The organism is Streptomyces sp. NBC_00820 (assembly GCF_036347055.1).
Taxonomy (GTDB): domain Bacteria; phylum Actinomycetota; class Actinomycetes; order Streptomycetales; family Streptomycetaceae; genus Streptomyces.
The window spans coordinates 4,764,586-4,787,687 of sequence record NZ_CP108882.1; the positions used below are offsets into that span (position 1 = coordinate 4,764,586).

22 protein-coding genes and 1 tRNA gene are annotated in these 23,102 nt (G+C 71.3%); 14 read left to right on the plus strand and 9 right to left on the minus strand.

From position 1 onward, the window contains the following. Positions 1-115 precede the first annotated feature (115 nt). From OIB37_RS21565 to OIB37_RS21585, 5 genes are all read right to left on the minus strand, one after another. Positions 116-1,177: a thiamine pyrophosphate-dependent enzyme gene (locus OIB37_RS21565; RefSeq protein WP_330459248.1), complete on the minus strand. Its 1,062-nt coding sequence runs from the start codon at positions 1,175-1,177 to the stop codon at positions 116-118. Next, the gene (locus OIB37_RS21570) at positions 1,170-3,098 is read right to left on the minus strand and encodes a 2-oxoacid:acceptor oxidoreductase subunit alpha (protein WP_330459249.1); all 1,929 of its coding nucleotides are present in this window, start codon (positions 3,096-3,098) and stop codon (positions 1,170-1,172) included. The genes OIB37_RS21565 and OIB37_RS21570 overlap by 8 nt, the downstream gene beginning before the upstream one ends. Positions 3,099-3,327: 229 nt before the next feature. Beyond that, the gene (locus OIB37_RS21575) at positions 3,328-4,038 is read right to left on the minus strand and encodes a response regulator transcription factor (RefSeq protein WP_330461921.1); all 711 of its coding nucleotides are present in this window, start codon (positions 4,036-4,038) and stop codon (positions 3,328-3,330) included. 219 nt (positions 4,039-4,257) lie between these two features. Next, positions 4,258-5,616, minus strand: coding sequence for a sensor histidine kinase (locus OIB37_RS21580; RefSeq protein WP_330459250.1), 1,359 nt, complete (start codon positions 5,614-5,616; stop codon positions 4,258-4,260). Between the two features lie 211 nt (positions 5,617-5,827). Then, complete coding sequence (locus OIB37_RS21585) at positions 5,828-7,015, minus strand: sensor histidine kinase (RefSeq protein WP_330459251.1); 1,188 nt, start codon at positions 7,013-7,015, stop codon at positions 5,828-5,830. A gap of 282 nt (positions 7,016-7,297) precedes the next feature. On the opposite strand from OIB37_RS21585, the gene OIB37_RS21590 reads away from it, so the two are divergent. The 11 genes from OIB37_RS21590 (at position 7,298) to htpX (ending at position 18,810) form a co-directional block, all read left to right on the plus strand. Next, entirely contained in the window at positions 7,298-7,714 is a 417-nt protein-coding gene (locus OIB37_RS21590; RefSeq protein WP_330459252.1) for an NADH-quinone oxidoreductase subunit A, read from the plus strand. Continuing rightward, a complete protein-coding gene (locus OIB37_RS21595) occupies positions 7,705-8,412 on the plus strand; it encodes an NADH-quinone oxidoreductase subunit B (protein WP_330459253.1) in 708 nt (235 codons plus the stop codon). Before OIB37_RS21590 ends, OIB37_RS21595 begins: the two co-directional genes overlap by 10 nt. After that, positions 8,409-9,887 (plus strand): NADH-quinone oxidoreductase subunit C, encoded by a 1,479-nt coding sequence (locus tag OIB37_RS21600; protein ID WP_330459254.1) that lies wholly within the window; start codon positions 8,409-8,411, stop codon positions 9,885-9,887. The genes OIB37_RS21595 and OIB37_RS21600 overlap by 4 nt, the downstream gene beginning before the upstream one ends. Next, positions 9,884-10,852 carry a complex I subunit 1/NuoH family protein gene (locus OIB37_RS21605; protein WP_330459255.1) on the plus strand — a complete coding sequence of 323 codons (969 nt, stop codon included), beginning with the start codon at positions 9,884-9,886 and terminating at the stop codon, positions 10,850-10,852. Before OIB37_RS21600 ends, OIB37_RS21605 begins: the two co-directional genes overlap by 4 nt. A 2-nt stretch (positions 10,853-10,854) precedes the next feature. Then, the gene (locus OIB37_RS21610) at positions 10,855-11,478 is read left to right on the plus strand and encodes a NuoI/complex I 23 kDa subunit family protein (RefSeq protein ID WP_330459256.1); all 624 of its coding nucleotides are present in this window, start codon (positions 10,855-10,857) and stop codon (positions 11,476-11,478) included. Next, positions 11,475-12,122 (plus strand): NADH-quinone oxidoreductase subunit J family protein, encoded by a 648-nt coding sequence (locus OIB37_RS21615; protein ID WP_330459257.1) that lies wholly within the window; start codon positions 11,475-11,477, stop codon positions 12,120-12,122. Before OIB37_RS21610 ends, OIB37_RS21615 begins: the two co-directional genes overlap by 4 nt. After that, positions 12,122-12,499 carry an NADH-quinone oxidoreductase subunit NuoK gene (gene nuoK / locus OIB37_RS21620; RefSeq protein ID WP_330459258.1) on the plus strand — a complete coding sequence of 126 codons (378 nt, stop codon included), beginning with the start codon at positions 12,122-12,124 and terminating at the stop codon, positions 12,497-12,499. Before OIB37_RS21615 ends, nuoK begins: the two co-directional genes overlap by 1 nt. Continuing rightward, on the plus strand, positions 12,496-14,517 hold the full coding sequence (locus OIB37_RS21625) for an NADH-quinone oxidoreductase subunit 5 family protein (protein WP_330459259.1): 2,022 nt from the start codon (positions 12,496-12,498) through the stop codon (positions 14,515-14,517). Before nuoK ends, OIB37_RS21625 begins: the two co-directional genes overlap by 4 nt. A 6-nt stretch (positions 14,518-14,523) precedes the next feature. Continuing rightward, positions 14,524-16,098, plus strand: coding sequence for a complex I subunit 4 family protein (locus OIB37_RS21630; RefSeq protein WP_330459260.1), 1,575 nt, complete (start codon positions 14,524-14,526; stop codon positions 16,096-16,098). An 80-nt stretch (positions 16,099-16,178) separates the two neighbouring features. Continuing rightward, the gene (locus OIB37_RS21635; RefSeq protein WP_330461922.1) at positions 16,179-17,714 is read left to right on the plus strand and encodes an NADH-quinone oxidoreductase subunit N; all 1,536 of its coding nucleotides are present in this window, start codon (positions 16,179-16,181) and stop codon (positions 17,712-17,714) included. 232 nt (positions 17,715-17,946) lie between these two features. Beyond that, positions 17,947-18,810 (plus strand): zinc metalloprotease HtpX, encoded by an 864-nt coding sequence (gene htpX / locus OIB37_RS21640; RefSeq protein WP_330459261.1) that lies wholly within the window; start codon positions 17,947-17,949, stop codon positions 18,808-18,810. 92 nt (positions 18,811-18,902) lie between these two features. Here the strand turns inward: htpX and OIB37_RS21645 are convergent, their stop codons facing one another. Continuing rightward, positions 18,903-19,304 (minus strand): YccF domain-containing protein, encoded by a 402-nt coding sequence (locus OIB37_RS21645; protein ID WP_330459262.1) that lies wholly within the window; start codon positions 19,302-19,304, stop codon positions 18,903-18,905. Between the two features lie 299 nt (positions 19,305-19,603). Between OIB37_RS21645 and OIB37_RS21650 the strand changes: the two genes are divergently transcribed. Next, on the plus strand, positions 19,604-19,870 hold the full coding sequence (locus tag OIB37_RS21650; RefSeq protein ID WP_330459263.1) for a GlsB/YeaQ/YmgE family stress response membrane protein: 267 nt from the start codon (positions 19,604-19,606) through the stop codon (positions 19,868-19,870). Positions 19,871-19,984: 114 nt separating this feature from the next. On the opposite strand, the gene OIB37_RS21655 is transcribed toward OIB37_RS21650, so the two are convergent. Further along, positions 19,985-20,473: a YajQ family cyclic di-GMP-binding protein gene (locus OIB37_RS21655; protein ID WP_330459264.1), complete on the minus strand. Its 489-nt coding sequence runs from the start codon at positions 20,471-20,473 to the stop codon at positions 19,985-19,987. A gap of 225 nt (positions 20,474-20,698) precedes the next feature. Here OIB37_RS21655 and OIB37_RS21660 point away from each other — a divergent pair. Further along, a tRNA-Tyr gene (locus OIB37_RS21660) sits at positions 20,699-20,780 on the plus strand. Positions 20,781-21,251: 471 nt separating this feature from the next. Here the strand turns inward: OIB37_RS21660 and OIB37_RS21665 are convergent. Next, a complete protein-coding gene (locus OIB37_RS21665; protein ID WP_330459265.1) occupies positions 21,252-21,746 on the minus strand; it encodes a lamin tail domain-containing protein in 495 nt (164 codons plus the stop codon). 303 nt (positions 21,747-22,049) lie between these two features. Between OIB37_RS21665 and OIB37_RS21670 the strand changes: the two genes are divergently transcribed. After that, entirely contained in the window at positions 22,050-22,265 is a 216-nt protein-coding gene (locus OIB37_RS21670) for a hypothetical protein (RefSeq protein WP_330459266.1), read from the plus strand. 122 nt (positions 22,266-22,387) lie between these two features. On the opposite strand, the gene OIB37_RS21675 is transcribed toward OIB37_RS21670, so the two are convergent. After that, complete coding sequence (locus OIB37_RS21675; protein ID WP_330459267.1) at positions 22,388-23,044, minus strand: NAD(P)H-binding protein; 657 nt, start codon at positions 23,042-23,044, stop codon at positions 22,388-22,390. Positions 23,045-23,102 lie beyond the last annotated feature (58 nt).

A 23,102-nucleotide genomic window follows, 5' to 3' on the forward strand; every position in this document is an offset into this window, starting at 1 on the left:
CAGCGGGCAGAGGCGCCAGGCCCGGGACACGGCGAGGCCCGGGACGCCAAGTCACGTCCCGGGCCTCGCCGTCACAACCGTCACAGCGGCCGCAGCCGCCGCAGCGGTCTCCGTCTCAGCCGATGACCGTCCAGGTGTCCCCGCCCGCCAGCAGCGTGCCCAGGTCGCCCTTGCCCTGCTGCTCGACGGCGCTGTCGAGCTGGTCGGCCATCTGCGTGTCGTAGACCGGCCGCTCGACGGAGCGGAACACACCGATCGGCGTGTGGTGCAGGGTGTCCGGGTCCGCCAGCCGGGAGAGCGCGAAGGCGGTGGTCGGGGACGTCGAGTGCGCGTCGTGGACCAGGACGTCGGCCTCGTTCTCCGGCGTCACGGTCACCACCGTCAGCTCCCCGGTGCGCCGGTCCCGTACGACACCGCGCGAGCCGTCGGCGCCGAAGCGGATCGGCCGGCCGTGCTCCAGCCGGATCAGCGCCTCCTCGGCCCGCTGGTTGTCCTTGAGGGCGTCGAAGGCGCCGTCGTTGAAGATGTTGCAGTTCTGGTAGATCTCGATCAGCGCCGTGCCCGGGTGGTCGGCGGCCGCGCGGAGCACGTCGGTGAGGTGCCTGCGGTCGGAGTCGATCGTGCGGGCGACGAAGGACGCCTCCGAGCCGATCGCCAGTGACACCGGGTTGAAGGGCGCGTCCAGCGAGCCCATCGGCGTCGACTTGGTGATCTTGCCGACCTCGGAGGTCGGGGAGTACTGCCCCTTGGTCAGGCCGTAGATCCGGTTGTTGAACAGCAGGATCTTGAGGTTCACGTTCCGGCGCAGGGCGTGGATCAGGTGGTTGCCGCCGATCGAGAGGGCGTCACCGTCACCGGTGACGACCCAGACGCTCAGGTCCCGCCGGGAGGACGCGAGTCCGGTGGCGATGGCGGGGGCGCGGCCGTGGATGGAGTGCATCCCGTAGGTGTTCATGTAGTACGGGAAGCGGGAGGAGCAGCCGATGCCCGAGACGAAGACGATGTTCTCCTTCGCCAGCCCCAGCTCCGGCATGAAGCCCTGGACGGCCGCCAGGATCGCGTAGTCACCGCAGCCCGGGCACCAGCGCACCTCCTGGTCGGACTTGAAGTCCTTCATCGACTGCTTGGCCTCGGCCTTGGGGACCAGCTGCAGCAGCCCGTTGGTGGCGTCAGTCATCGATGGCCTCCTTGAGCGCGGTGGCGAGCTGTTCCGCCTTGAACGGCATGCCGTTGACCTGGTTGTACGAGCGGGCGTCGACCAGGTACCTCGCCCGGACCAGAGTGGCGAGCTGCCCGAGGTTCATCTCGGGGACGATCACCCTGTCGTAGCCCTTCAGGACCTCGCCGAGGTTGGCCGGGAAGGGGTTGAGGTGGCGCAGATGGGCCTGCGCGATGGACTCGCCGGCCGTGCGCAGCCGTCGTACCGCCGCCGTGATCGGTCCGTAGGTCGAGCCCCAGCCGAGGACCAGCGTCCTCGCGCCGTGCGGGTCGTCGACCTCCAGGTCCGGGACCTCGATGCCGTCGATCTTGGCCTGGCGGGTGCGGACCATGAAGTCGTGGTTGGCCGGATCGTAGGAGATGTTCCCCGAGCCGTCCTGCTTCTCGATGCCGCCGATGCGGTGCTCCAGGCCCGGTGTGCCCGGGACCGCCCACGGGCGGGCCAGCGTGTGCGGGTCCCGCTTGTACGGCCAGAAGACCTCGGTGCCGTCCTCCAGCGTGTGGTTCGGGCCCTGCGCGAACCGCACGCGCAGGTCGGGCAGGTCCTCCAGGTCCGGGATGCGCCACGGCTCGGAGCCGTTGGCCAGATAGCCGTCGGAGAGCAGGAAGACGGGCGTGCGGTAGGTCAGCGCGATCCGCGCGGCCTCCAGGGCGGCGTCGAAGCAGTCCCCCGGGGTCTTCGGCGCGACCACCGGAACCGGCGCCTCGCCGTTGCGGCCGTACATCGCCTGGAGCAGGTCCGCCTGCTCGGTCTTGGTCGGCAGACCCGTCGACGGGCCACCGCGCTGGATATCGATGACCAGCAGCGGAAGCTCCAGGGAGACCGCGAGGCCGATGGTCTCCGACTTCAGCGCCACACCCGGACCGGACGTGGTCGTGACCGCGAGGGAGCCGCCGAACGCCGCGCCCAGGGCCGCGCCGACGCCCGCGATCTCGTCCTCCGCCTGGAAGGTCCGCACGCCGAAGTTCTTGTGCTTGCTCAGCTCGTGCAGGATGTCCGAGGCCGGGGTGATCGGGTACGAGCCCAGGAACAGCGGCAGATCCGCCTGCCGGGAGGCGGCCACCAGGCCGTAGGACAGGGCCAGGTTCCCGGAGATGTTGCGGTAGACGCCCGGCGGGAACGCCTTCGCGGCGGGCGCGATCTCGTAGGAGACCGCGAAGTCCTCCGTGGTCTCGCCGAAGTTCCAGCCCGCGCGGAAGGCGGCGATGTTGGCCGCCGCGATGTCCGGCTTCTTGGCGAACTTGCCGGCCAGGAACTTCTCGGTGCCCTCGGTCGGCCGGTGGTACATCCAGCTCAGCAGGCCCAGGGCGAACATGTTCTTGCTGCGCTCGGCCTCCTTGCGGGAGAGGTCGAACTCCTTCAGCGCCTGCACGGTCAGGGTGGTCAGCGGCACCGGGTGGAGGTTGTAGCCGTCCAGTGAGCCGTCCTCCAGCGGGGACTTCTCGTACCCCACCTTCTGCAGGGCGCGCTTGGTGAACTCGTCCGTGTTGACGATGATCTCGGCGCCGCGCGGCAGGTCGCCGACGTTGGCCTTCAGGGCGGCCGGGTTCATCGCGACCAGTACGTTCGGCGCGTCGCCCGGGGTGAGGATGTCGTGGTCGGCGAAATGGAGCTGGAACGAGGAGACGCCCGGCAGGGTGCCGGCGGGGGCGCGGATCTCGGCGGGGAAGTTCGGCAGCGTGGAGAGGTCGTTGCCGAAGGTCGCGGTCTCCGAGGTGAACCGGTCACCGGTGAGCTGCATGCCGTCGCCCGAGTCCCCCGCGAACCGGATGATCACCCGGTTCAGGCGCCGCACGTCCTTGGCTCCGCCCGGTTTGCGCTGCTCTGCCACGACGGTTCCGTCGGTGTGCTCCGCTGTCCTGCTGACCTGGCTGGTCACTGAACTGGACCTCCTTCGAGGCGGCTGTCCCGGCATGTCCGTACCACGGACCATCCCAAAATCAACCCTACGTCGGTTAGGGTCGCCTTCCCGTGGCCATCCGTATGGTGGACGGCTTTCTGAGACGGCATCTCGCGCTGACAACTCATGATTTCCCGTCCCCCCGGACATTGCAGGGGTTGTGGCCCGAGCGTTGCCCGAAGAAGCTCCATGACACAGTGTCAGACCGTTACGAGTTCAGATAGGTCAGCACGGCCAGAACACGCCGATGGCCGCCGTCGCCGGGGGACAGCCCGAGCTTCAGGAAGATGTTGCTGACGTGCTTCTCCACGGCCCCGTCGCTGACCACCAGCTGCCCGGCGATGGCCGAGTTCGTCCGGCCCTCCGCCATCAGCCCCAGCACCTCGCGCTCACGCGGGGTGAGCCCCGTCAGCACGTCCTGCTTGCGGCTGCGGCCGAGCAGCTGCGCGACGACCTCCGGGTCCAGCGCCGTACCGCCCCGGGCCACCCGCACCACCGCGTCGACGAACTCCCGCACCTCGGCCACCCGGTCCTTGAGCAGATAGCCCACGCCCCGGCTGGAACCGGCCAGGAGTTCGGTGGCGTAGCGCTCCTCCACGTACTGCGACAGCACCAGCACCCCGAGCCCGGGGTGTGCCTTGCGGAGCTTCACGGCGGCCCGCACGCCCTCGTCCGTATGGGTCGGCGGCATCCGTACGTCCGCCACCACCACGTCGGGCAGCTCGCCCTGCGCGTCCAGCTCCGTGATCGTCTTGACCAGCGCCTCCGCGTCTCCGACGCCGGCCACGACGTCGTGACCGCGGTCGGTCAGCAACCGGGTCAGGCCCTCTCTGAGCAGCACCGAGTCCTCGGCGATGACCACCCGCACCCTGTCCTCCACGATCTCCCGGCCCCCCACAGCCCGCCCTTCCGGTGACATCCGTCCGTAACGGAAGTCCAGCATTCCAGTATTCGTGGCGGGCCGTCGCCGTGCTGCGGGAATCGTGGAATTCGGCATTCATCTCTGGACGGGCGCGGGATTCCGGTTCGGGGCCGGGTACGGGTACGGGATTCCGCTTCGGGGGGCGGGTACGGGTGCGGGATTCCGGTTCGGGGATCCGGGCGCGATTTCCCCGGTCTCGCGGGTACGCGGCCTTTCTCAGCCCCGCCAGGGCAGTTCCGCGATGACACGCGTGGGGCCGCCGGGCGGGGAGTCCACCACCAGGACCCCGTCCACCGCGTCCAGCCGACCGGACAGACCCGCGAGGCCCGAGCCGTGGGAGGCGTCCGCGCCGCCGGCGCCGTCGTCCATGACCTGGAGCATCAGCCGGTCCTCCGCGCGCCACACGTCGACCGAGGCGGCGCGTGCCCCGCTGTGCTTGCTGATGTTCTGCAGCAGCTCACAGACGGTGAAGTAGGCGATGCCCTCGATGGCCGGTGCCGGCCGGGCGGAGAGGTCGACCTCCACCCGCACGGGGACCGTGCAGCGGGAGGCGACGGAGGACAGTGCCGCGTCGAGGCCGCGGTCGGTGAGGACGGCCGGGTGGATGCCCCGGGCGAGGTCGCGCAGCTCCTGGAGCGCCGTCTTCACCTCGCCGTGCGCCTCCTCCACCATCCGCGCGGCCGCCCGCGGATCCTCCCGCAGCTTCTCCTTGGCCAGGCCCAGTCCCATGGCCAGGTTGACCAGCCGGGCCTGGGCCCCGTCGTGCAGGTCCCGCTCGATGCGGCGCAGGTCGGCGGCGGCGGTGTCGACCACGACCCCCCGGTCCGACTCCAGTTCCACCACCCGCGCCGACAGTCGCGAGGGCCCGAGCAGCCCGCGCACCAGCAGCCCGTCCACGGTCGTCAGCGCCCGGATGATCCACGGCGTGACCAGCGTGAACAGCAGTCCGGTCAGCGCGGTCACCGTGATCTCGAACGGATTGTCCAGGTAGACGCTGTGGTGCGCGTCGCCGTACAGCTGGATGCCGCCCTGGCCGGCGTACATCGGGAGCACCCAGAACCACAGCGGATACGTCAGCAGGGACCAGCCCACCGACCAGAAGGTGACCGCCACCACGAACGAGAACACCGCCCAGGGGAACTGGAGCAGCGCGTACAGCAGATGCCGCCACGACGTGCCGCTCTTCAGCACCGCGCCCATCCACGCGAACACCCCGGGCTTGCGGGTCCGCAGGGGCTCCGGGTCGGCCACGTCCACGTGGAGCAGCCCGCGCGCCCGGGTCCGCTCCAGCACCCCGAAGCCCCGGCAGCCGGCGAGGGCCACCGCGAGCACCGGGATGCCGACGAAGGTGACCAGCAGGCCCGCACCGAGCGAGACCATGGTCACCGTCCAGGTGAACAGCGTGATCGAGACCGGCAGGCTCAGCAGGATGTAGCCGAGCTCGCGCCAGGCGCGCGACTCCACCGGCGCCCGCAGCCCGGCCGGCAGGAGGTGCGCCCGCTCGCCGTACTCCCGTCCGCCGTACCCCGGTCCGTGCCCCTGTCCGCCGTACCCCTGTCCGTACTCCGTGGCCATCGGTGTCGTCCCGTTTCTGCTCGTCCTGGCGGCGGCGATGCCGTGACTTCAGCCTCGTGTGCGGCGTGGCCGCGGGCCATGGAGGTCGTCGGCGTCTTGGTCGGGGGGTTTTCCCCACCATCCGGGAGTACCTCTCACCCCCTGCTCTCTGCTTCCTGCTCCCCGCGGGGGTCCCGTCAGGCTGCTCCCCGCGGGGTCCCGTCAGGGCGGCTCACTCCTTGCGGTCCCGCCAGGGCAGCTCCGCCGTGACGACCGTGGGGCCGCCGGTCGGGGAATCGACCACGAACAGGCCGTCCACCGCGCCCAGCCGTTCGGCGAGGCCCCGCATCCCGCTGCCGCCCTCCAGCGTGGCGCCGCCGCGGCCGTCGTCCCGGACCTGGATGAGGAGCCGTTCCTCCGCGCGCCAGACCTCGACGGAGGCGGCGCGGGCCCCGCTGTGCTTGCTGATGTTCTGGAGCAGCTCGGAGACGGTGAAGTAGGCGATGCCCTCGATGGCCGGTGCCGGCCGGGCGGGCAGATCGGCGGTCACCCGCACCGGGACCGTGCAGCGGGAGGCGACGGAGGACAGTGCCGCGTCGAGGCCGCGGTCGGTGAGGACGGCCGGGTGGATGCCCCGGGCGAGGTCGCGCAGCTCCTGGAGCGCGAGCTTCACCTCGCCGTGCGCCTCCTCCACCATCGCCGCCACATGCTCGTCGGCCTGCCCCTCCAGCAGCTTCTCCTTGGCCAGGCCCAGCCCCATCGCCAGGTTGACCAGCCGGGCCTGGGCCCCGTCGTGCAGGTCCCGCTCGATGCGGCGCAGGTCGGCGGCGGCGGCGTCGACCACGACACCGCGGTCGGACTCCAGTTCGGCGATACGCCGCTCCAGCTCGTCCGACGGCGACAACAGGCCGCGCACCATCGCCCGGTCCACGTTCGCGAGCCCGCGCGCGATGAACGGCAGTACCGGCCACAGCACGAACAGCGAGACCAGCACCGCGCAGAAGGTGAGGATGCCCCAGGGCAGCCGGATGAAGTCGTACAGCAGCGTCCGCCACGCCACCGGGTCCTTCAGCGCCATCCACAGCCGCTGCGTCGCCCCGCCGCCCCTGGCGAGCGGCAGCGGCGTCGGCTCGTCCACCCGCACCCCGAGCAGCGCCCGGCTCCGGCCCCGCTCCAGCTTGCCCAGCTGCCGGGCGCCCAGCAGACAGGCGGCCAGCAGGGGCAGCCCGACCACCGTGAGGGTGAGGACGCCGCTGACCAGCACCACGGAGAACACGTACGTGAAGCCGAGCACCGCCACCGGCAGGTTCAGCAGGAGATGCGCGATCTCCTTCCAGGTGTACGCGTCGTAGGCGAACCGGGCGGGCGGCAGCCGGTCGGCGTCGGCGGCGCGGCCGGCGGCGGAGGTGGGAGCGGTCATGGCGGTCAGCCTGCCGTGTCCGGCACGCGTCGCGCCATGAGGTGCGCCGCCTTCCCGCCCTGGGGAAAACCCCACCGTCGGCTCCCGTCCCCCGAGCGGTCCCGGACCCCGCCCGGCACGCACTCCCAACCCCCGCTCCCCGCAGGGCCCTTGCGTCTCACGCAGTGACGGCCTGCTTACCGTGCTCTTATCAGGGCCTAGACTCCCGTGCGTACACAACCTCGAATCGCGTGGCACCACGTGGTTCGTCAGGGTCACGGGGTCAGGGAGCGAGGGACGACGGTGCGGGAGACGTTGGGGGACTCGACGATCGCCGCTGAGAGCGTCGCGGCCGGTTACTTCGCGTCCTATTCGGTCGTGGGGCTGATCGCCCTGGTCGGCGTGCTCTTCGTCGCGGTCGCCTTCGGCGCCGGCCGCCTGCTGCGGCCCGTCGTGCCGACGCCCGAGAAACTCCTGACCTACGAGTGCGGCGTCGACCCCGTCGGCGAGGGCTGGGCCCACACCCAGGTCCGCTACTACGTCTACGCCTTCCTGTACGTGATCTTCGCGGTCGACTCGATCTTCCTGTTCCCCTGGGCGACGGTCTTCGCCGCCCCCGGCTACGGCGCGACGACCCTGGTGGAGATGTTCATCTTCCTGGGCTTCCTCGCCGTGGGCCTGCTGTACGCCTACAAGAAGGGCGTCCTGACATGGACGTGAACCCGGCCGTCTCGGAGCCCGTGGCCGCGCAGCCCGTGCCGGCGGAGCCGGTGATGCTTCCCGAGCCGAAGCGCCTGGGCACCCTCGCCCGGCTCGCCCCCGAGCCGATGAAGGTGATCCTGAACTGGGGCCGCCGCTACTCGCTCTGGGTCTTCAACTTCGGCCTCGCCTGCTGCGCGATCGAGTTCATCGCCGCGTCGATGGCCCGCCACGACTTCATCCGCCTCGGCGTCATCCCCTTCGCGCCGGGCCCCCGCCAGGCCGACCTGATGATCGTCTCCGGCACGGTCACGGACAAGATGGCCCCGGCGGTCAAGCGCCTGTACGAGCAGATGCCGGAACCCAAGTACGTCATCTCCTTCGGCGCCTGCTCCAACTGCGGCGGCCCTTACTGGGACTCGTACTCCGTCACCAAGGGCGTCGACCAGATCATCCCGGTCGACGTGTACGTCCCCGGCTGCCCGCCCCGCCCCGAGGCGCTGCTCCAGGGCATCCTCAAGCTCCAGGAGAAGATCGCCCACGAGTCGCTGGCGGAGCGGTACGGGCCGTCCGGGTCCCCGAGGACGTCCGCGGCCGCCCTGCAGAGCGGTCTGGTGAAGCCTCCGGTTCCGGCGGCGCCCGCGACCCCCGCCGCTGGCTCCGCCTCCGACTCCGCCTCCGACTCCGCCTCCGCGTCCGGTGAGGGGGACGCGCGATGACCACGGTCGGCTGGCTGCCCGCCCCCGCCGAGGAGCTCTTCGGCGCGGAGGCCACGGCCGAGGAGTCGTACGACGTCCTGACCGTGGACGTCCCGCCGTCTGCCTGGCTCACCGCCCTGGAGACGGCCCGTACGACACTGTCGTGCACCTACTTCGACTGGCTGAGCGCGGTCGACGAGCCGGGCACCGGTTTCCGCGTGTCCGCCCACGTCGTGGCCCTGCATCCGGTCCGCCGCCTGCTGGTGCGCACCACGGTCCCGCACGGGGCACCGGCCCTGCCGTCGGCCGTCGGCGTGTACGCGGGCGCGGCCTGGCACGAGCGCGAGACCCACGAGATGTTCGGGGTCGACTTCCAGGGCCACCCGGGGCTGGACCACCTCCTCCTCCCGGAGAACTTCGAGGGCCACCCCCTGCGCAAGGACTTCGTCCTCGCCGCCCGCGTCGCCAAGGCCTGGCCCGGCGCCAAGGAACCCGGCGAGTCCGAGCACGGCGGCCCCAAGCGCCGCCAGATGCTGCCTCCCGGCGTTCCCGACCCGAACGAGTGGGGCCCCCTCAAGGGCACCCTGCCCGCCGCCCCGGCCCGCCCGGCCCGGGGCGCGGGCCGCGCTGCCGGGGAACGCCCCGCACGCGCGGCGGCCGGCGAACGCCCGGTACGACGTGCCCGCACGACGGCGGAGGGCTCCGCGAGCCAGGCGGCCGACACCGCGGCCGAGGCTGCTGCTGGAGCTGCTGGAGCTGCTGGAGCTGCTGGAGCTGCTGGAGCTGCTGGGACGCCTGGGGCGCCCGGGGATGCGGCGGCACCGGCCGGGACCGGAGCCGCCGCCCGGCCGCGCCGGACGCGAAGCGCGAGCGAGGGCTCGGCGAGCCAGACCGCCGGGCCGCCGCAGGGCGCGGAGGAGCGGAAGCCGGACGCGGCCGGGGGCGACGCCCCGCAGGCACCGGCGCCCGCGCCGGCACGCCCCCGACGGGCGCGCGGTGCCTCCGATGGCTCGGCCTCGCAGCGGGACCACGAGCCCGCGTCGGCCGAGCCCGCGTCGGCCGAGTCCGAGCCTGCGGCAACTGAGCCTGCGGTGAACGAGTCAGCGGTGACCGAGCCGAAGTCGGCCGAATCCGGGCCGACGGTGACGGAACCCGCGAAGGCCGAGCCGTCCGCCCCCGCCACTCCCGCCCGCCGGAGCACGGCTCCGCGCAGCTCGGACGCCCCGTGGCATCACGCGCGCCCGGCGTTCGAGCAACCGGAATCGACCCCGGAACCGGAAGCCGTACGTTCCGACGAACCTGTCACGGACGCCACGGGTGCCACGGACGCCACGGGTGCCACGGGTGCCACGGAGCCCACGGAGCCCACGGAGCCCACGGACGCTCCCGGTACCCCCAAGCCCGTCGACAACCCCGGCCGCTCGGACCATCCCGAACCCCCCGAACAGCCCGAAAACCCCGACCACCCCGAACCCCCCACAGGAGGCCCGCAGTGAACGACGTGCTGGACGTCGCCCTGCGACTCCTGGTCGTGTTCGGCGTCTTCCTCACCTTCCCGCTGATCATCGGCCAGACCGAGCACAAGGTGATGGCCCACATGCAGGGCCGCCTCGGCCCGATGTACGCGGGCGGCTTCCACGGCTGGGCGCAGCTCGTCGCCGACGGCGTGAAGTTCGCGCAGAAGGAGGACGTGGTCCCGGCCAACGCCGACCGCCGCGTCTTCCAGCTGGCCCCCGCCGTGGCCCTGCTGCCGTACCTGCTCGTGCTGCTCGCCATCCCGATCGGCCCGGGCGCGGGCGCGGTCGGCCAGGTCCTGGACGCGGGCATCTTCTTCGTGCTCGCGGTGATGGGCGTCGGCGTGCTCGGCTCGCTGATGGCCGGCTGGGCCAGCGCGAACAAGTTCTCCCTGCTCGGCGGCCTGCGCACGGCCGCCCAGCTGCTCGCCTACGAGCTTCCGATGCTGCTCGCCGCGGCCTCCGTCGCCATGGCGGCCGGGACGGTCTCCCTCCCCGGCATCCTGCACGCCTTCCACTGGTGGTGGGTGCCCTGGCAGATCGTCGGCGCGCTGGTGTTCTTCGTGGCCGGTCTCGCGGAGCTGCAACGCCCGCCCTTCGACATGCCCGTCGCCGACTCGGAGATCATCTTCGGCGCGTACACCGAGTACACCGGCCTCAGGTTCGCCCTGTTCCTGCTCGCCGAGTACGCCGGCATCGTCGTCCTGTGCGGTCTGACCACCGTCCTCTTCCTGGGCGGCTGGCACGGTCCGTGGGGTGCCGACGGCCTGGGCTGGGTGTGGACCCTGCTGAAGACCGCGGTCCTCGCCTTCATCGTCATCTGGCTCCGCGTGACCTACCCCCGGCTGCGCGAGGACCAGCTCCAGAAGCTCTCCTGGACCCTCCTCGTCCCCCTCTCCCTCGCCCAGATCGCCCTCACCGGCATCGTCAAGGTGGTGATCTCCTAACCATGGCTCCCATCCCCGGCTCCGGCCTCGCCAAGGGCCTGGCCGTCACCCTGCGCACGATGACGAAGAAGACGGTCACCGAGCAGTACCCGGACGTCCAGCCCGAACTGCCGCCCCGCACCCGCGGTGTGATCGGCCTGTTCGAGGAGAACTGCACGGTCTGCATGCTGTGCGCCCGTGAGTGCCCCGACTGGTGCATCTACATCGACTCCCACAAGGAGACGGTCCCGGCGGCCACCCCCGGCGGTCGCGAGCGCAGCCGCAACGTCCTCGACCGGTTCGCCATCGACTTCTCCCTGTGCATGTACTGCGGTATCTGCATCGAGGTCTGTCCCTTCGACGCCCTGTTCTGGTCCCCGGAGTTCGAGTACGCCGAGACCGACATCCTCGAACTCACCCACGAGCGCGACAAGCTCCGCGAGTGGATGTGGACCGTCCCGGCCCCGCCCGCCCTGGACCCCGGCGCGGAGGAGCCCAAGGAGATCGCCGCCGCCCGCAAGGCCGCCGAGAAGCTGGCCGCCGCGCAGGAAGCAGCCGCGCAGGAAGCCACCGCACAGACCGAGCCGCAGGAATCGCAGGAACCGCAGGAACCGCGGGAACCCAAGGAACAGGAGGGGGACTCGTGAGCCTCGCCGCAGCACAGCACGGCTTCCTGTCCCCGACCGGTGTCGAGATCGCCTTCCTGCTCGTCGGCCTCGTCACCTTCGGCGCCGCGCTCATCACCGTCACCACCCGGCAGCTGGTCCACGCCGCCCTGTGGCTGGTGGTCACGCTCGGCGGCCTGGCCGTCGAGTACCTCCTGCTCACCGCCGAGTTCATCGCCTGGGTGCAGGTACTCATCTACGTCGGCTCCGTCGTCGTCCTCCTCCTGTTCGGCCTGATGCTCACCAGGGCCCCGATCGGCCGCTCCCCGGACGCCGACTCCGGCAACCGCTGGGTCGCCCTCGGCGTCGCGGTCGTCGCCGCGGGCTGCCTGGTCTGGGTGGTCGTCGACGCCTTCCGCGCGACCTGGATCGACCTGAGCGGCCCGGCCGCCGGCTCCACCCGGGTCACCGGTCAGAGCCTGTTCCAGTACTGGGTGCTGCCCTTCGAGGCGCTCTCCGTCCTCCTCCTCGCGGCCCTGGTCGGCGCGATCGTCCTGTCCCGCAAGGCGAAGGCGGAAGCGGCCTCCGGCACCGCCGCGCCGACGGCGACCCCGGCCTCGCCGGCAACCCCGGTCGCCCCGGCCGGCCCCGTACCCACCCCCGGCGAGACGGAAGGCGCCCGCTGATGCACCTCGCCTACCCCGCCGTCCTCTCCGCCCTCCTCTTCTGCACCGGCCTGTACGGCGTCCTCGCCCGCCGCAACGCGATCCTGGTCCTGATGTCGGTCGAGCTGATGCTCAACGCCGTCAACCTCAACCTGGTCGCCTTCGACGTCTGGCTCAGCCACGCCGCCCAGGACACCCTGCACTCCGGCCAGGCGCTGACCCTGTTCACCATCACCATCGCCGCCGCCGAGATCGGCATCGGCCTCGCGATCGTGCTCGCCGTGTACCGCAACCGCGGCACCTCCGACATCGACAAGCTCCGCGACACCGCCGAGGGCCCCGCGGCCGGCCCCGACACCGACGCCCCCGGGGCCGAGAAGGCTGAGGCCACCGCGTGACCACGACCACCCTCGCCGTCCTCGTCCCCGTCCTGCCCTTCCTGGGCGCCGCGGCCGGCCTGCTCCTGGGCCGAACCGCGCCCGGACTCGTCCGCCCGCTCGCCGTACTCCCGGCCCTGGCCTCCCTGGTGCTGGCCGCACTGGTCGCCGTACGCCAGGGCGGCGGCCGGGCCATCGACGCCCACACGCTGCTGACGCCCACCGGCTCGGTCCCGGTCGACCTGGCCCTGCACATCGACGGCTTCGCCGCGCTCGTCGCCGTCCTGGTCGCCTTCGTCGCGACCTGCGTGCAGGTCTACTCGACGGGCTACCTGCGCGACGACCCGCGCTACCCCTCCTACGCGGCCCTCGTCTCCCTGTTCACCTCCGCGATGCTCCTCGTCGTCTACTCGGGCGACCTGATGGTGCTGCTGGTCGGCTGGGAGGTCATGGGCATCTGCTCCTACTTCCTGGTCGGCCACTACTGGGAGACCCCGGAGGCCCGCGCCGCCTCCATCAAGGCCTTCCTGGTCACCAAGCTCGGCGACGTGCCGTTCCTCATCGGCCTGTTCGCCCTCGGCACCGACGCCGGGTCCTTCCGCATCACCCGGATCCTCGGCGCCGTGGCGAGCGGCGGACTGCACCACCCGACCCTCATCGCCCTGCTGCTCCTCGCGGGTGTGGCCGGCAAGTCGGCCCAGTTCCCGCTGCACACCTGGCTCCCGGACGCCATGGCGGGCCCGACGCCCGTCTCGGCGCTGATCCACGCGGCGACCATGGTCGCCGCCGGTGTCTACTTCGTCGCGCGCCTCCTCCCGGTCTTCGAGGCCTCCCAGGCCGCGATGGTCGTCCTCGCCGTGATGGCCGCCGTCACGATGATCGGCTCCGGCCTCGCCGCCCTCGCCCAGGACGACATCAAGCGCGTCCTCGCCTACTCGACGATCGGCCAGCTCGGCTACATGACGGGCGCCCTCGCCGTCGGCGACCGCGGCGCCGCCGTCTTCCACCTCCTGTCGCACGGCGCCTTCAAGGCGCTGCTGTTCCTCGCCGCCGGCGTGGTCATCCACGCCTCCGGCACCAACTCGCTGGCCGCCATGTCCCGGATGAGTCACCTGCGCGACCGCATCCCGGACGCCTACTGGACGATGACCGTGGCGCTGCTCGCGCTCGCCGCGATCCCGCCCTTCAGCGGCTTCTTCTCCAAGGAGTCCGTCCTCGGCGCCGCCGAACACGTCGCCGACGGCCACACCGACCACGCGCCCGGCGCGGCGGGCTGGATCGTCCTGGTCGCGGGGCTGCTCACCGCCCTGCTCACCGCCGCGTACGCCACCCGGCTGTGGCTGCTGGCCTTCCGCGGCCGGGGCGCCGAAGCCCCCGATCACGGTCGTCAGCCCCTGTCCATGACCGTGGTGCTGTGGGTGCTCGCCGTGCCGTCCCTGGCCTTCGGCGGCCTCGCCTACCGCTCGCTGCCCGGCTGGTTCGACGGCGTGGCCCTGGCCCCGACACTCCTCACCTCCATCCTCGGCACCGGCCTCGCCCTGGTCGGAGGCCTGCTCACCTACGGCACCTGGCAGCGCACCCGGGCGCTCGCCGCCCGCGTCGCGGCGGCCCCCGCGCCCTCCTTCGAGTGGGAGCACCTCCAGGGCGAGGCGGCCGCGCACCCTGAGGGCGACGCGAGCCTGGTCGAGGCGCACGCCCTCGCCGAGCGGGAGCCGACCTACCCCGGCCTCGCTCACGCGCCCGACCCCGGCCGGCTGCTGCTCGGCCCGCTGTACCGGCCCGCGGCCGCCGGCTTCCACCTGGACGCCGTGTACGCCGCGCTGTTCGTCCGCCCGGTCCTCGCCGGCGCGAGCCTCGTCCGGTTCCTCGACCGCGAGGTCGTCGACACCTACGTACGCGGCGCGGCCGCGCTGCCCCGGGTGCTCGGAGCCGCCGTACGGCGGGCCCAGACCGGCAATGTCCAGACCTATGTGAGCGCGCTGCTCGCCGGCACCGTCGTCCTGACGGTCGCCGTCCTCCTCTTCGCCTCAGGAGCGTGAGCAGGCGTGATCGATATCAACGAGTCAGTGATGCAGTTCCTTCTGGCATTCGTCGTCGTCGGCCCGCTCCTCGGTGCCGCCGCCGCTCTCCTGCCCGCCCCGCCCGGACTGAAGGGGAAGTCGCCCGAGCAGGCCGTCCTGCGGCACGGCGTGACCGTGACCGGCGTGATCCTCATCGCCGCGATCGTCCTCGCGCTCGGCTTCGACCACGACCATCCGTCGAGGATGCAGGCCCAGACCGACATCAGCTGGATCCCCGCACTCGACGTGCGCATCCACCTCGGCGTCGACGGCATCTCCCTCCCCCTTCTGGTCCTGACCGCGCTGCTGACCTTCCTCTGCGCGCTCTACTCGTACTTCAAGCCGCCCACGGGCCCGTCCCCGAAGGCCTTCGTCGCGCTGGTGCTCCTGCTCGAGTGCGGCACCCTCGCGACCTTCGCCGTCCTCGACCTGCTGCTGTTCTTCCTCGCGTTCGAGACGGTGCTCATCCCGATGTACTTCCTCATCGCCCGCTGGGGCGGCGCGAGACGGACCCGGGCCGCCTGGAAGTTCATCCTCTTCACCCTGCTCGGCTCCGTCGTCATGCTGCTCGGCCTGCTCCTGATCGGGATCAAGGCGGGCACGTTCGACATGGTGGCACTCGCCACTGACAACGGCCGGTCACTGACCGCGTCCGTGCAGGTCATCGCAGTTCTGGCGATCGGGATCGGGCTCGCCGTCAAGACCCCGATGTGGCCGCTGCACAGCTGGCTGCCCGAGGCCCACACCGCCGCCCCGACCGTCGGCTCCGTGCTGCTGGCCGGCGTGCTGCTGAAGATGGGCACGTACGGGTTCGTCCGGATCCTGCTGCCGATCGCGCCGCACGGCTTCCACACCTTCGCGCCGTACCTCGCCGCGTTCGCCGTCGTCGGGATCATCTACGGATCGCTGGCCTGCCTGGCGCTCGTCAGGCGCGGCGCGAACGGCGACCTGAAGCGGCTCATCGCCTACTCCTCCGTCGGCCACATGGGCTTCGTCCTGCTGGGCATCGCCACCATGACCCCGACCGGCGTGAACGGCGCCCTGTTCGCCAACATCGCCCACGGCCTCATCACCGGCCTCCTGTTCTTCCTGGTCGGAGCCCTGAAGGACCGCACCGGCAGCACCGACCTGGACACGCTCGCGCAGGAGACCGGAGCCGCCCTGTACGGCAGGGCCCCCCGCTTCGGCGGCCTCCTCGCCTTCGCCGCCGTGGCCTCGCTCGGCCTGCCCGGCCTCGCCGGGTTCTGGGGCGAGATGCTGGCCCTGTTCGGCGCGTTCAAGCCCGCTCCCGACCTCAGCCGCCCGGCCTTCCTCACCTTCATGGCCATCGGCGCCTTCGGCACCCTGCTGACCGCCGCCTACATGCTCGCCGTGGTCCGCCGCGTCTGCATGGGCGCCGTACCCGAGGACACGCCGGAACTCGCCGACGTACGCGGCTACGAGCTCGCGGCCTGGACCCCGCTCGCCGTCCTCACCGTCGTCGCCGGACTGTGGCCGAGGGCGCTGCTCGGCCTGACCGACCCGGCCGTGCACCAGCTCCTCGCAGGAGGCTCCCGATGAGCGCCCTGGGCCACTCCATGACCCAGCACCTGTTCTCGTACCTGGCCCAGTCGACGCTCGAGTCGGGAGCCCACCACGTGATCCACTCCGTGGCCCAGTCGCCGGCCCAGTCGCTGGTCCAGTCCGTCGACTGGCTCGCCGTCGCCCCGCCCGTCATCGCCGCGGTCGTCGGACTCGCGGTACTGGTCGCCGACCTGTTCCTGCCCGAGGCGCGCAAGCCCGTCCTCGGCTGGATCTCCGTGGCAGGGCTGGCCGCCGCCGCGCTGATGCTGCTGCCCCTCCTGGACGGGAACCGCAGCACCTTCTGCGTGACCGGCACCGGCACCGGCACCACGCGCGCGTGCAGCTACACCGCCGACCACTTCACCCTGGTCATCCAGTTCCTCGTCCTCGGCGGCGCCCTCCTCGCCGCCCTGCTGTCGGTGACGAACCTCAAGGACGAGCACCGCCGCGTCCCGACGGGGGAGTTCTGGTTCCTGCTGCTCCAGTCCGCGGCCGGCGCCGCCCTGCTGCCCGCCTCCCGCGACCTGGCCACCCTGATCGTCGCCCTGGAGGTCACCACCCTCCCCGCCTTCGCCCTCGTCGGCATCCGGCACGGCGACAAGCGGTCCTCCGAGGCGGCCCTGAAGTTCTTCCTGTCCTCGGTCACCGCCACCGCGGTGAGCCTGCTGGGCATCAGCTTCGTCTACGCCACCACCGGCACCCTCTACCTCACCCAGGTCGCCCAGCGCGTCCAGCACGTCGACGGCCAGTTCCACACCCTGGCCCAGACCGGCGTCGTCCTCACCCTCGTCGGCTTCGCCTTCAAGGTGGCCGCCGTCCCCTTCCACTTCTGGGTCCCCGACACCTACGTGGGCGCCCCGCTGCCCGTCGCCGCCTACCTGTCGGTCGTCGGCAAGGCGGCCGGCTTCTCCGGCCTGATCCTCGTCACCGTCGTCGCCTTCCCGTCGTACGCCGACGTGTGGGGGCCCGCGCTCGCCGTGCTGGCCGCGCTGACCATGACCGTCGGCAACGTCGGCGCCCTGCGCCAGCAGTCCACGCGCGCGTACAGCGCCGTACGGCTGCTCGCCTGGTCCTCCGTCGGCCAGGCCGGCTACCTGCTGGTACCGATCGCCGCCGCCGGCTACACCAAGGACGCCGACAAGGCGATCGGCTCCACCGTCGCGTACGCCCTCATGTACGCCGTCGTGAACCTCGGCGCCTTCGCGGTGGCCGCCCTGGTGGGCCGTACGAAGTCCCTGAACCGGGTCAGCGACTACCGGGGCCTGTACGCCACGAACCCCGTGACCGCCGTCCTCATGGCCTTCTTCCTGCTGTGCCTGGCCGGGCTGCCCCCGGGCGTCATCGGACTGTTCGCCAAGGTCACCGTGTTCTCGGCCGCCGTCGACGCGGGCCTCGGCTGGCTCGCCGTCGTCATGGCCGTCAACGTCGTCATCGCCCTGTACTACTACCTCCAGTGGACGGCCCTGCTCTTCCGCGCCCCCGAGGGCGAACCCGCCCGGCACCGGGTCCCGGCGCCCCTCACCGCCGCGCTCGCCCTGACCGGCGTCCTCGGCGTGGCGCTCTCCGTCGCGCCCCAGCTGGTCCTGGGCTTCGCCGCCACCGGCCTGTTCTGAGGCCGGCACGGCCGCGGCCGTACGGCTCTGGCGGTGCACCCGTGCGGCTCTGACAGCGACCCGTACCGCCCCGACGGCCGTGTCCGCACGGTCGTAAGCGCACGTCACCCGCACGGCGGCCCCGTGCCGCCGCGGGCAGCGGGGAACTCGCGGCCGCCGCCTGGCGTTGACCAGAGCGGGAGGTTCCACTGGACCAAAGGGTCCCCTGCCGCACGACTTGGAGGGCGCAACAGTGCACCGCCGGCACAACGGGCTCAGGACCGCCGTACTCCTCGGGGGACTGTCCGCACTCATCATCGTCATCGGCAGCTTCTTCGGCCGTACCGGGCTGATCGTCGCCGTAGTGATCGCGCTCGGCACGAACGCGTACGCGTACTGGAACAGCGACAAGCTGGCGCTACGCGCGATGCGCGCCCGCCCGGTCAGCGAGTTCGAGGCCCCGGAGCTGTACCGCATGGTCCGCGAGCTGTCCACGCAGGCCCGCCAGCCCATGCCGCGCCTGTACATCTCCCCGACGGAGGCGCCCAACGCCTTCGCCACGGGCCGCAACCCGCGCAACGCCGCCGTGTGCTGCACGGAGGGCATCCTGCGCCTGCTCGACGAGCGTGAGCTGCGCGGAGTCATCGGCCATGAGCTGAGCCATGTCTACAACCGCGACATCCTCATCTCGTCCGTCGCCGGCGCCCTCGCCTCGGTGATCATGTTCCTGGTCAACTTCGCCTGGCTGATCCCGGTCGGCCGCTCGGACGACGACGACGGCCCCGGCCTGCTCGGCATGCTCCTGATCATGATCCTCGGTCCGCTCGCCGCCACCCTGATCCAGCTGGCCATCAGCCGCTCCAGGGAGTACGAGGCGGACGCCTCGGGCGCCCAGCTCACCGGCGATCCGCTCGCTCTCGCCGGCGCCCTGCGCAAGCTGGAGATCGGCACCAAGCAGCTTCCGCTGCCCCCCGAGCCCCGCATCGAGACCGCGAGCCACATGATGATCGCGAACCCGTTCCGTCCCGGCCAGGGCCTGACCAAGATGTTCTCCACCCATCCGCCCATGGCGGAACGTATCGCCCGCCTGGAGAAGATGGCAGGCCGGAACCGGTGAAGACCGCCCTGAACCCGCTCTGAACCCGTCCTGAAGGCCGTCCGACTCGCTCCGGGCGGCCTTCGGCCGTTCCGTGCCCGTCATCGCCTGGTTCAGCGTCCGCCGAACCCCTCGTCGCTCGGCACGACCTCACGTCCCAGGGGCATGAGGGAGATCGGAATCAGTTTGAGGTTCGCCCAGCCGAAGGGGATCCCGATGACCGACAGGAACAGCGGGATGCTGGTGACGAGGTGGCCGATGGCGAGCCACCACCCCGCGACGATGATCCAGATCACGTTGCCGATCAACGAACCCGCTCCGGCGTCCGGCTTCGGGACCGTCGTACGCCCGAAGGGCCAGAGCACGTAGCCGGCGATCCGCAGCGAGGCGATGCCGAACGGGATCGTGATGATCAGGACGAAGCAGATCAGCGCGGCCAACGTGTAGGCGAGCGCCATCCAGATCCCGCAGAAGACCAACCACAGGATGTTGAGGATCAGGCTGACGATTTTCATGATCGCTTCCCCTTCGCGGGTGACGCCCATGCGCGGCTTCACCGGCCAGTATCCGGTGCCCGGGTGCGAAGCGGAACCGCAGAGGGTCCACGGGAGGGCCGTGAGCGCGGGGAAGTGATCCCGCGGCGGCTGCGGGACGGGCGCCGCAACCACGTGGCGGCCCCCGGGCGTCCTCTTCGGCAGTACGGCCTCAGCCGTACGGCACGAACGGGCACGCGACGGACAGCCGGTCTCCGGTCTTCACGGAATTCTCAGCGACCGGCCCGTGCGGGCCCAGCACGGGAGGGCAGGTTCACGGCATGAGCATCATCGGTTGGATCATCCTCGGCCTGCTGGCCGGAGCCATCGCCAAGGTCCTGCTGCCGGGCCGCGACCCCGGCGGCTTCATCGGTACGACCCTCATCGGCATCGCGGGCGCGTTCATCGGCGGCTGGATCTCGGCCCGCTGGCTGGACCATCCGGTCTCCAAGCAGTTCTTCGACGGAGCCACCTGGACCGCCGCCATCGGCGGTTCCCTCGTCCTGCTGATCCTCTACCGCCTGCTGTTCGGGAACTCCCGTGACTGAGTGACGCTCGCGACGACCGGACCAGGCGTGTCCGGACCGGACGACGAAAGGGTGGGTGCCCGGACGGGCACCCACCCTTTCGCGTTCACACCCGGGGACGCGGCCCCTCAGGTGCTACCGGTAGTTCACGAACTGCAGCGCGAAGTCGAGGTCCTTGCCCTTCAGCAGCGCGATGATGGCCTGAAGGTCGTCGCGGCTCTTGGAGGTGACCCGCAGCTCCTCACCCTGGACCTGGGCCTTCACGCCCTTGGGGCCCTCGTCGCGGATGATCTTCGCCACCTTCTTCGCGTTCTCCTGGGAGATGCCCTCCTGGATCGTCGCGAAGATCTTGTACTCCTTGCCGGAGAGCTGGGGCTCGCCCGCCTCCAGCGCCTTCAGCGAGATGCCGCGCTTGATCAGCTTGGACTGGAAGACGTCGAGGACGGCGTTGACCCGGTCCTCGGAGTTCGCCTCCATGAGGATCTTGTCACCGGACCACGAGATCGAGGCGCCGACGCCCTTGAAGTCGTAGCGCTGCGAGATCTCCTTGCCGGTCTGGTTGAGGGCGTTGTCGACCTCCTGCCGCTCGACCTTCGAGACGATGTCGAAACTGGAGTCGGCCATGTCCTGTGGCTCCTTGTATCGGGGGTGCGTAACGGGTGCGTCCGGCGTGCGAGCGGCGGCCGCCGGGCCCGGCATCACGCCGGGCCGCATCCGCACCAGCCTAGCCACCCCGCGCTCCGAGGGGCGGAGATCAATCGGGTGGCGAAGCACCCCTCCACATCAGGTATTGTTTACGTCGTTGCCAGGGAGCACCGCCGAAAAGCGGTTCGAAACGGCAGCAACCCAGGCGGTGTGCCCGAGCGGCCAAAGGGAGCAGACTGTAAATCTGCCGGCTCAGCCTTCCCAGGTTCGAATCCTGGCGCCGCCACACTGGGGAAGACCCCCTCCGATCTGCGGAAACGCAGATCGGAGGGGGTCTCTTCGTTGTCCGGGGCCGAGGATCCGAGGGGCAGGGGCAGGGGCAGGGGCGGAGGGGCCCGCGGGTCCGGCGAGAGCGCCGTGATGCCGTGGCGGCTCTCCGGACTCCGGACCCACTCCGCCGAACCCTCGCTCCATGGCGCTGACGCCGCTTTCCGGCGCGGCCCGGCCTGTCCGTGAGGACCCCTGCCCGTCGGGCCGGCACCGCGCTCGCCACGGCGTTCTCGCGTGCCGGGCAAGAACGCCCTCATGTCACGCAGTTGACGTCATGACAGCGTCATGGGCGATGACGGCCCGCCACACCGCCACAAGGGCCCCGTGACCTGCGGGAGCAGGTCACGGGGCCCTTGTCGGAAGGCGGGCGCGGCCGCGATCAGCGGCTGTCAGCGCGCGGTGGCCGCGTCAGCGGCGCGCTGTCGCGTCAGTGACGGCCGTCGCGCCGGTGGTCGCCGCCGTCACGGCGGCCGTTGCCCCAGGAGGTGATGTCGACCACGCGGCGGTGGTCGTCCCGCAGGGTGGCGGTGTCACGCTGGTCCCAGACGGAGTTGCGGCGGTCCTGGTACAGGTCGTGGCGGGAGTCGTGGCCGATTCCCGTGTGGACACGGACGGTGGAGCGGCCGCCCAGGCGGTAATGGTCGAACGTGTAGGTGTGGCCGGCGCGGTCGGAGAGCGTCCAGCCGTCCAGGTTCACCGAGCGGCGGAAGTTGTTGCTGATCTCGACCCACTCGCTGTTCAGCGCCCGGTTGGAGTGCGGGCCGCGGAAGCCCGACTCGTGCTGCACGTCGCTGATCCGCACGATCGGCTGGTGCGAGCGGCCGTGGTCGGCGGCCGAGGCCGGCACGGCGATCGCCGCGGTGATGGCCGCGGTGGTCAGTGCGGCGGCTGTCAGACGGCGAGCGGTCGTGGATACGGTCACAGGTTTCTCCCTGCGTGGTGTGAGCGAGGGCGACCGGTCGGCCGCCGTGTTCACACCGTGCCCACATTTCGTCGTGAATGAGGATGCGACGTGGGGATCGTTACCGGTCATCCATATTTCAGTGACTCTTTCCTGCATGGTCCATTTATGTGCTGAATGCACAAAGTTGACGCCTGCTCAGCGGCGCGGCCCATGTGGGGCTTGACCTGCTGGTCAGGTGCGCCAGGGCACGCCACCCCAGTGGCGGACGGACCGTCACCCGAAAGTGAGTAACGGCCGAAAAGGGCAGGGCACACTGACGGCATGTCCTCACGTCGTAGAACCTGTCCTGTGTGCCGCCGTGGCATCGCCGTCGTCGCGGGGCGCTTCGCGCGGCACGATCCACCGGGGGAGGCGCGGGGGAGCGGCGAGCTCGTCTCGTGCTCGGGCTCGCGGCAGCATGCGCAACTCGGGGCGGTCCAGCCGTCGTTGGACGGGCACGTCGTGCCGGACTTCCCCGGGCAGCTGCCTCTCTTCTGATCGACTGATCGACTGCTCGACTGTTTCGACTGCCCGTCCGGTCGGCCGGTCGCCGGTCGGCCGTTGTCGGATTACCGGTGCTTCTCCGGGTTCCGCGTAAGCCCGGAGGCCGGCCGCCGCCCTCAGTTCCCGGCGACCGACTTCACCGCCACCGACACCGGCGTCGACCCGCTGATCAGCTCCAGCGTCAGGCCGGCCGTCGCCGAGGTCTCCACCAGCTCCGCCAGTACGGCCGCCACGTCGTCCCGGGAGACCGAGCCGCGCCCGGTGTGCGCCTCCAGGCGGACCAGCCCGGTGCCCGGGGCGTCCGTCAACGCACCGGGACGCAGAATCGTCCAGTCGAGTGCGTCCTGTCGGGTGACGTACGCGTCGGCCTCGCCCTTGGCCCGCAGGTACACGTCGAAGACGTCGTCCCCCTGGTGCGCGGGGTCGGCGCCCATCGAGGAGACCACCAGGAAGCGCCGTACGCGCGCGCGTACGGCCGCCTTCGCGAACAACACCGCCGCGTTCTTGTCCACCGTCTCCTTGCGGGCCGCCCCGCTGCCCGGACCCGCACCGGCCGCGAACACCGCCGCGCCCGCGCCCTGCAGATGCGCCGCGACCTCCTCCACCGACGCGGACTCCAGGTCGAGCAGCACCGGTTCGGCGCCGGCCGCCCGCAGATCGTCGCCCTGCTCGGCCCTGCGGATGATCCCCGCGACCTCGTCCCCACGCCCGGCGAGCAGCCGCTCCAGCCGCAGCGCGATCTGACCATGACCACCAGCGATGACAATGCGCATGAATCCGACCGTACGCCCGAAGAGCCGCCTCCGCCGCACGCGTTAAGGACTCTCGGGG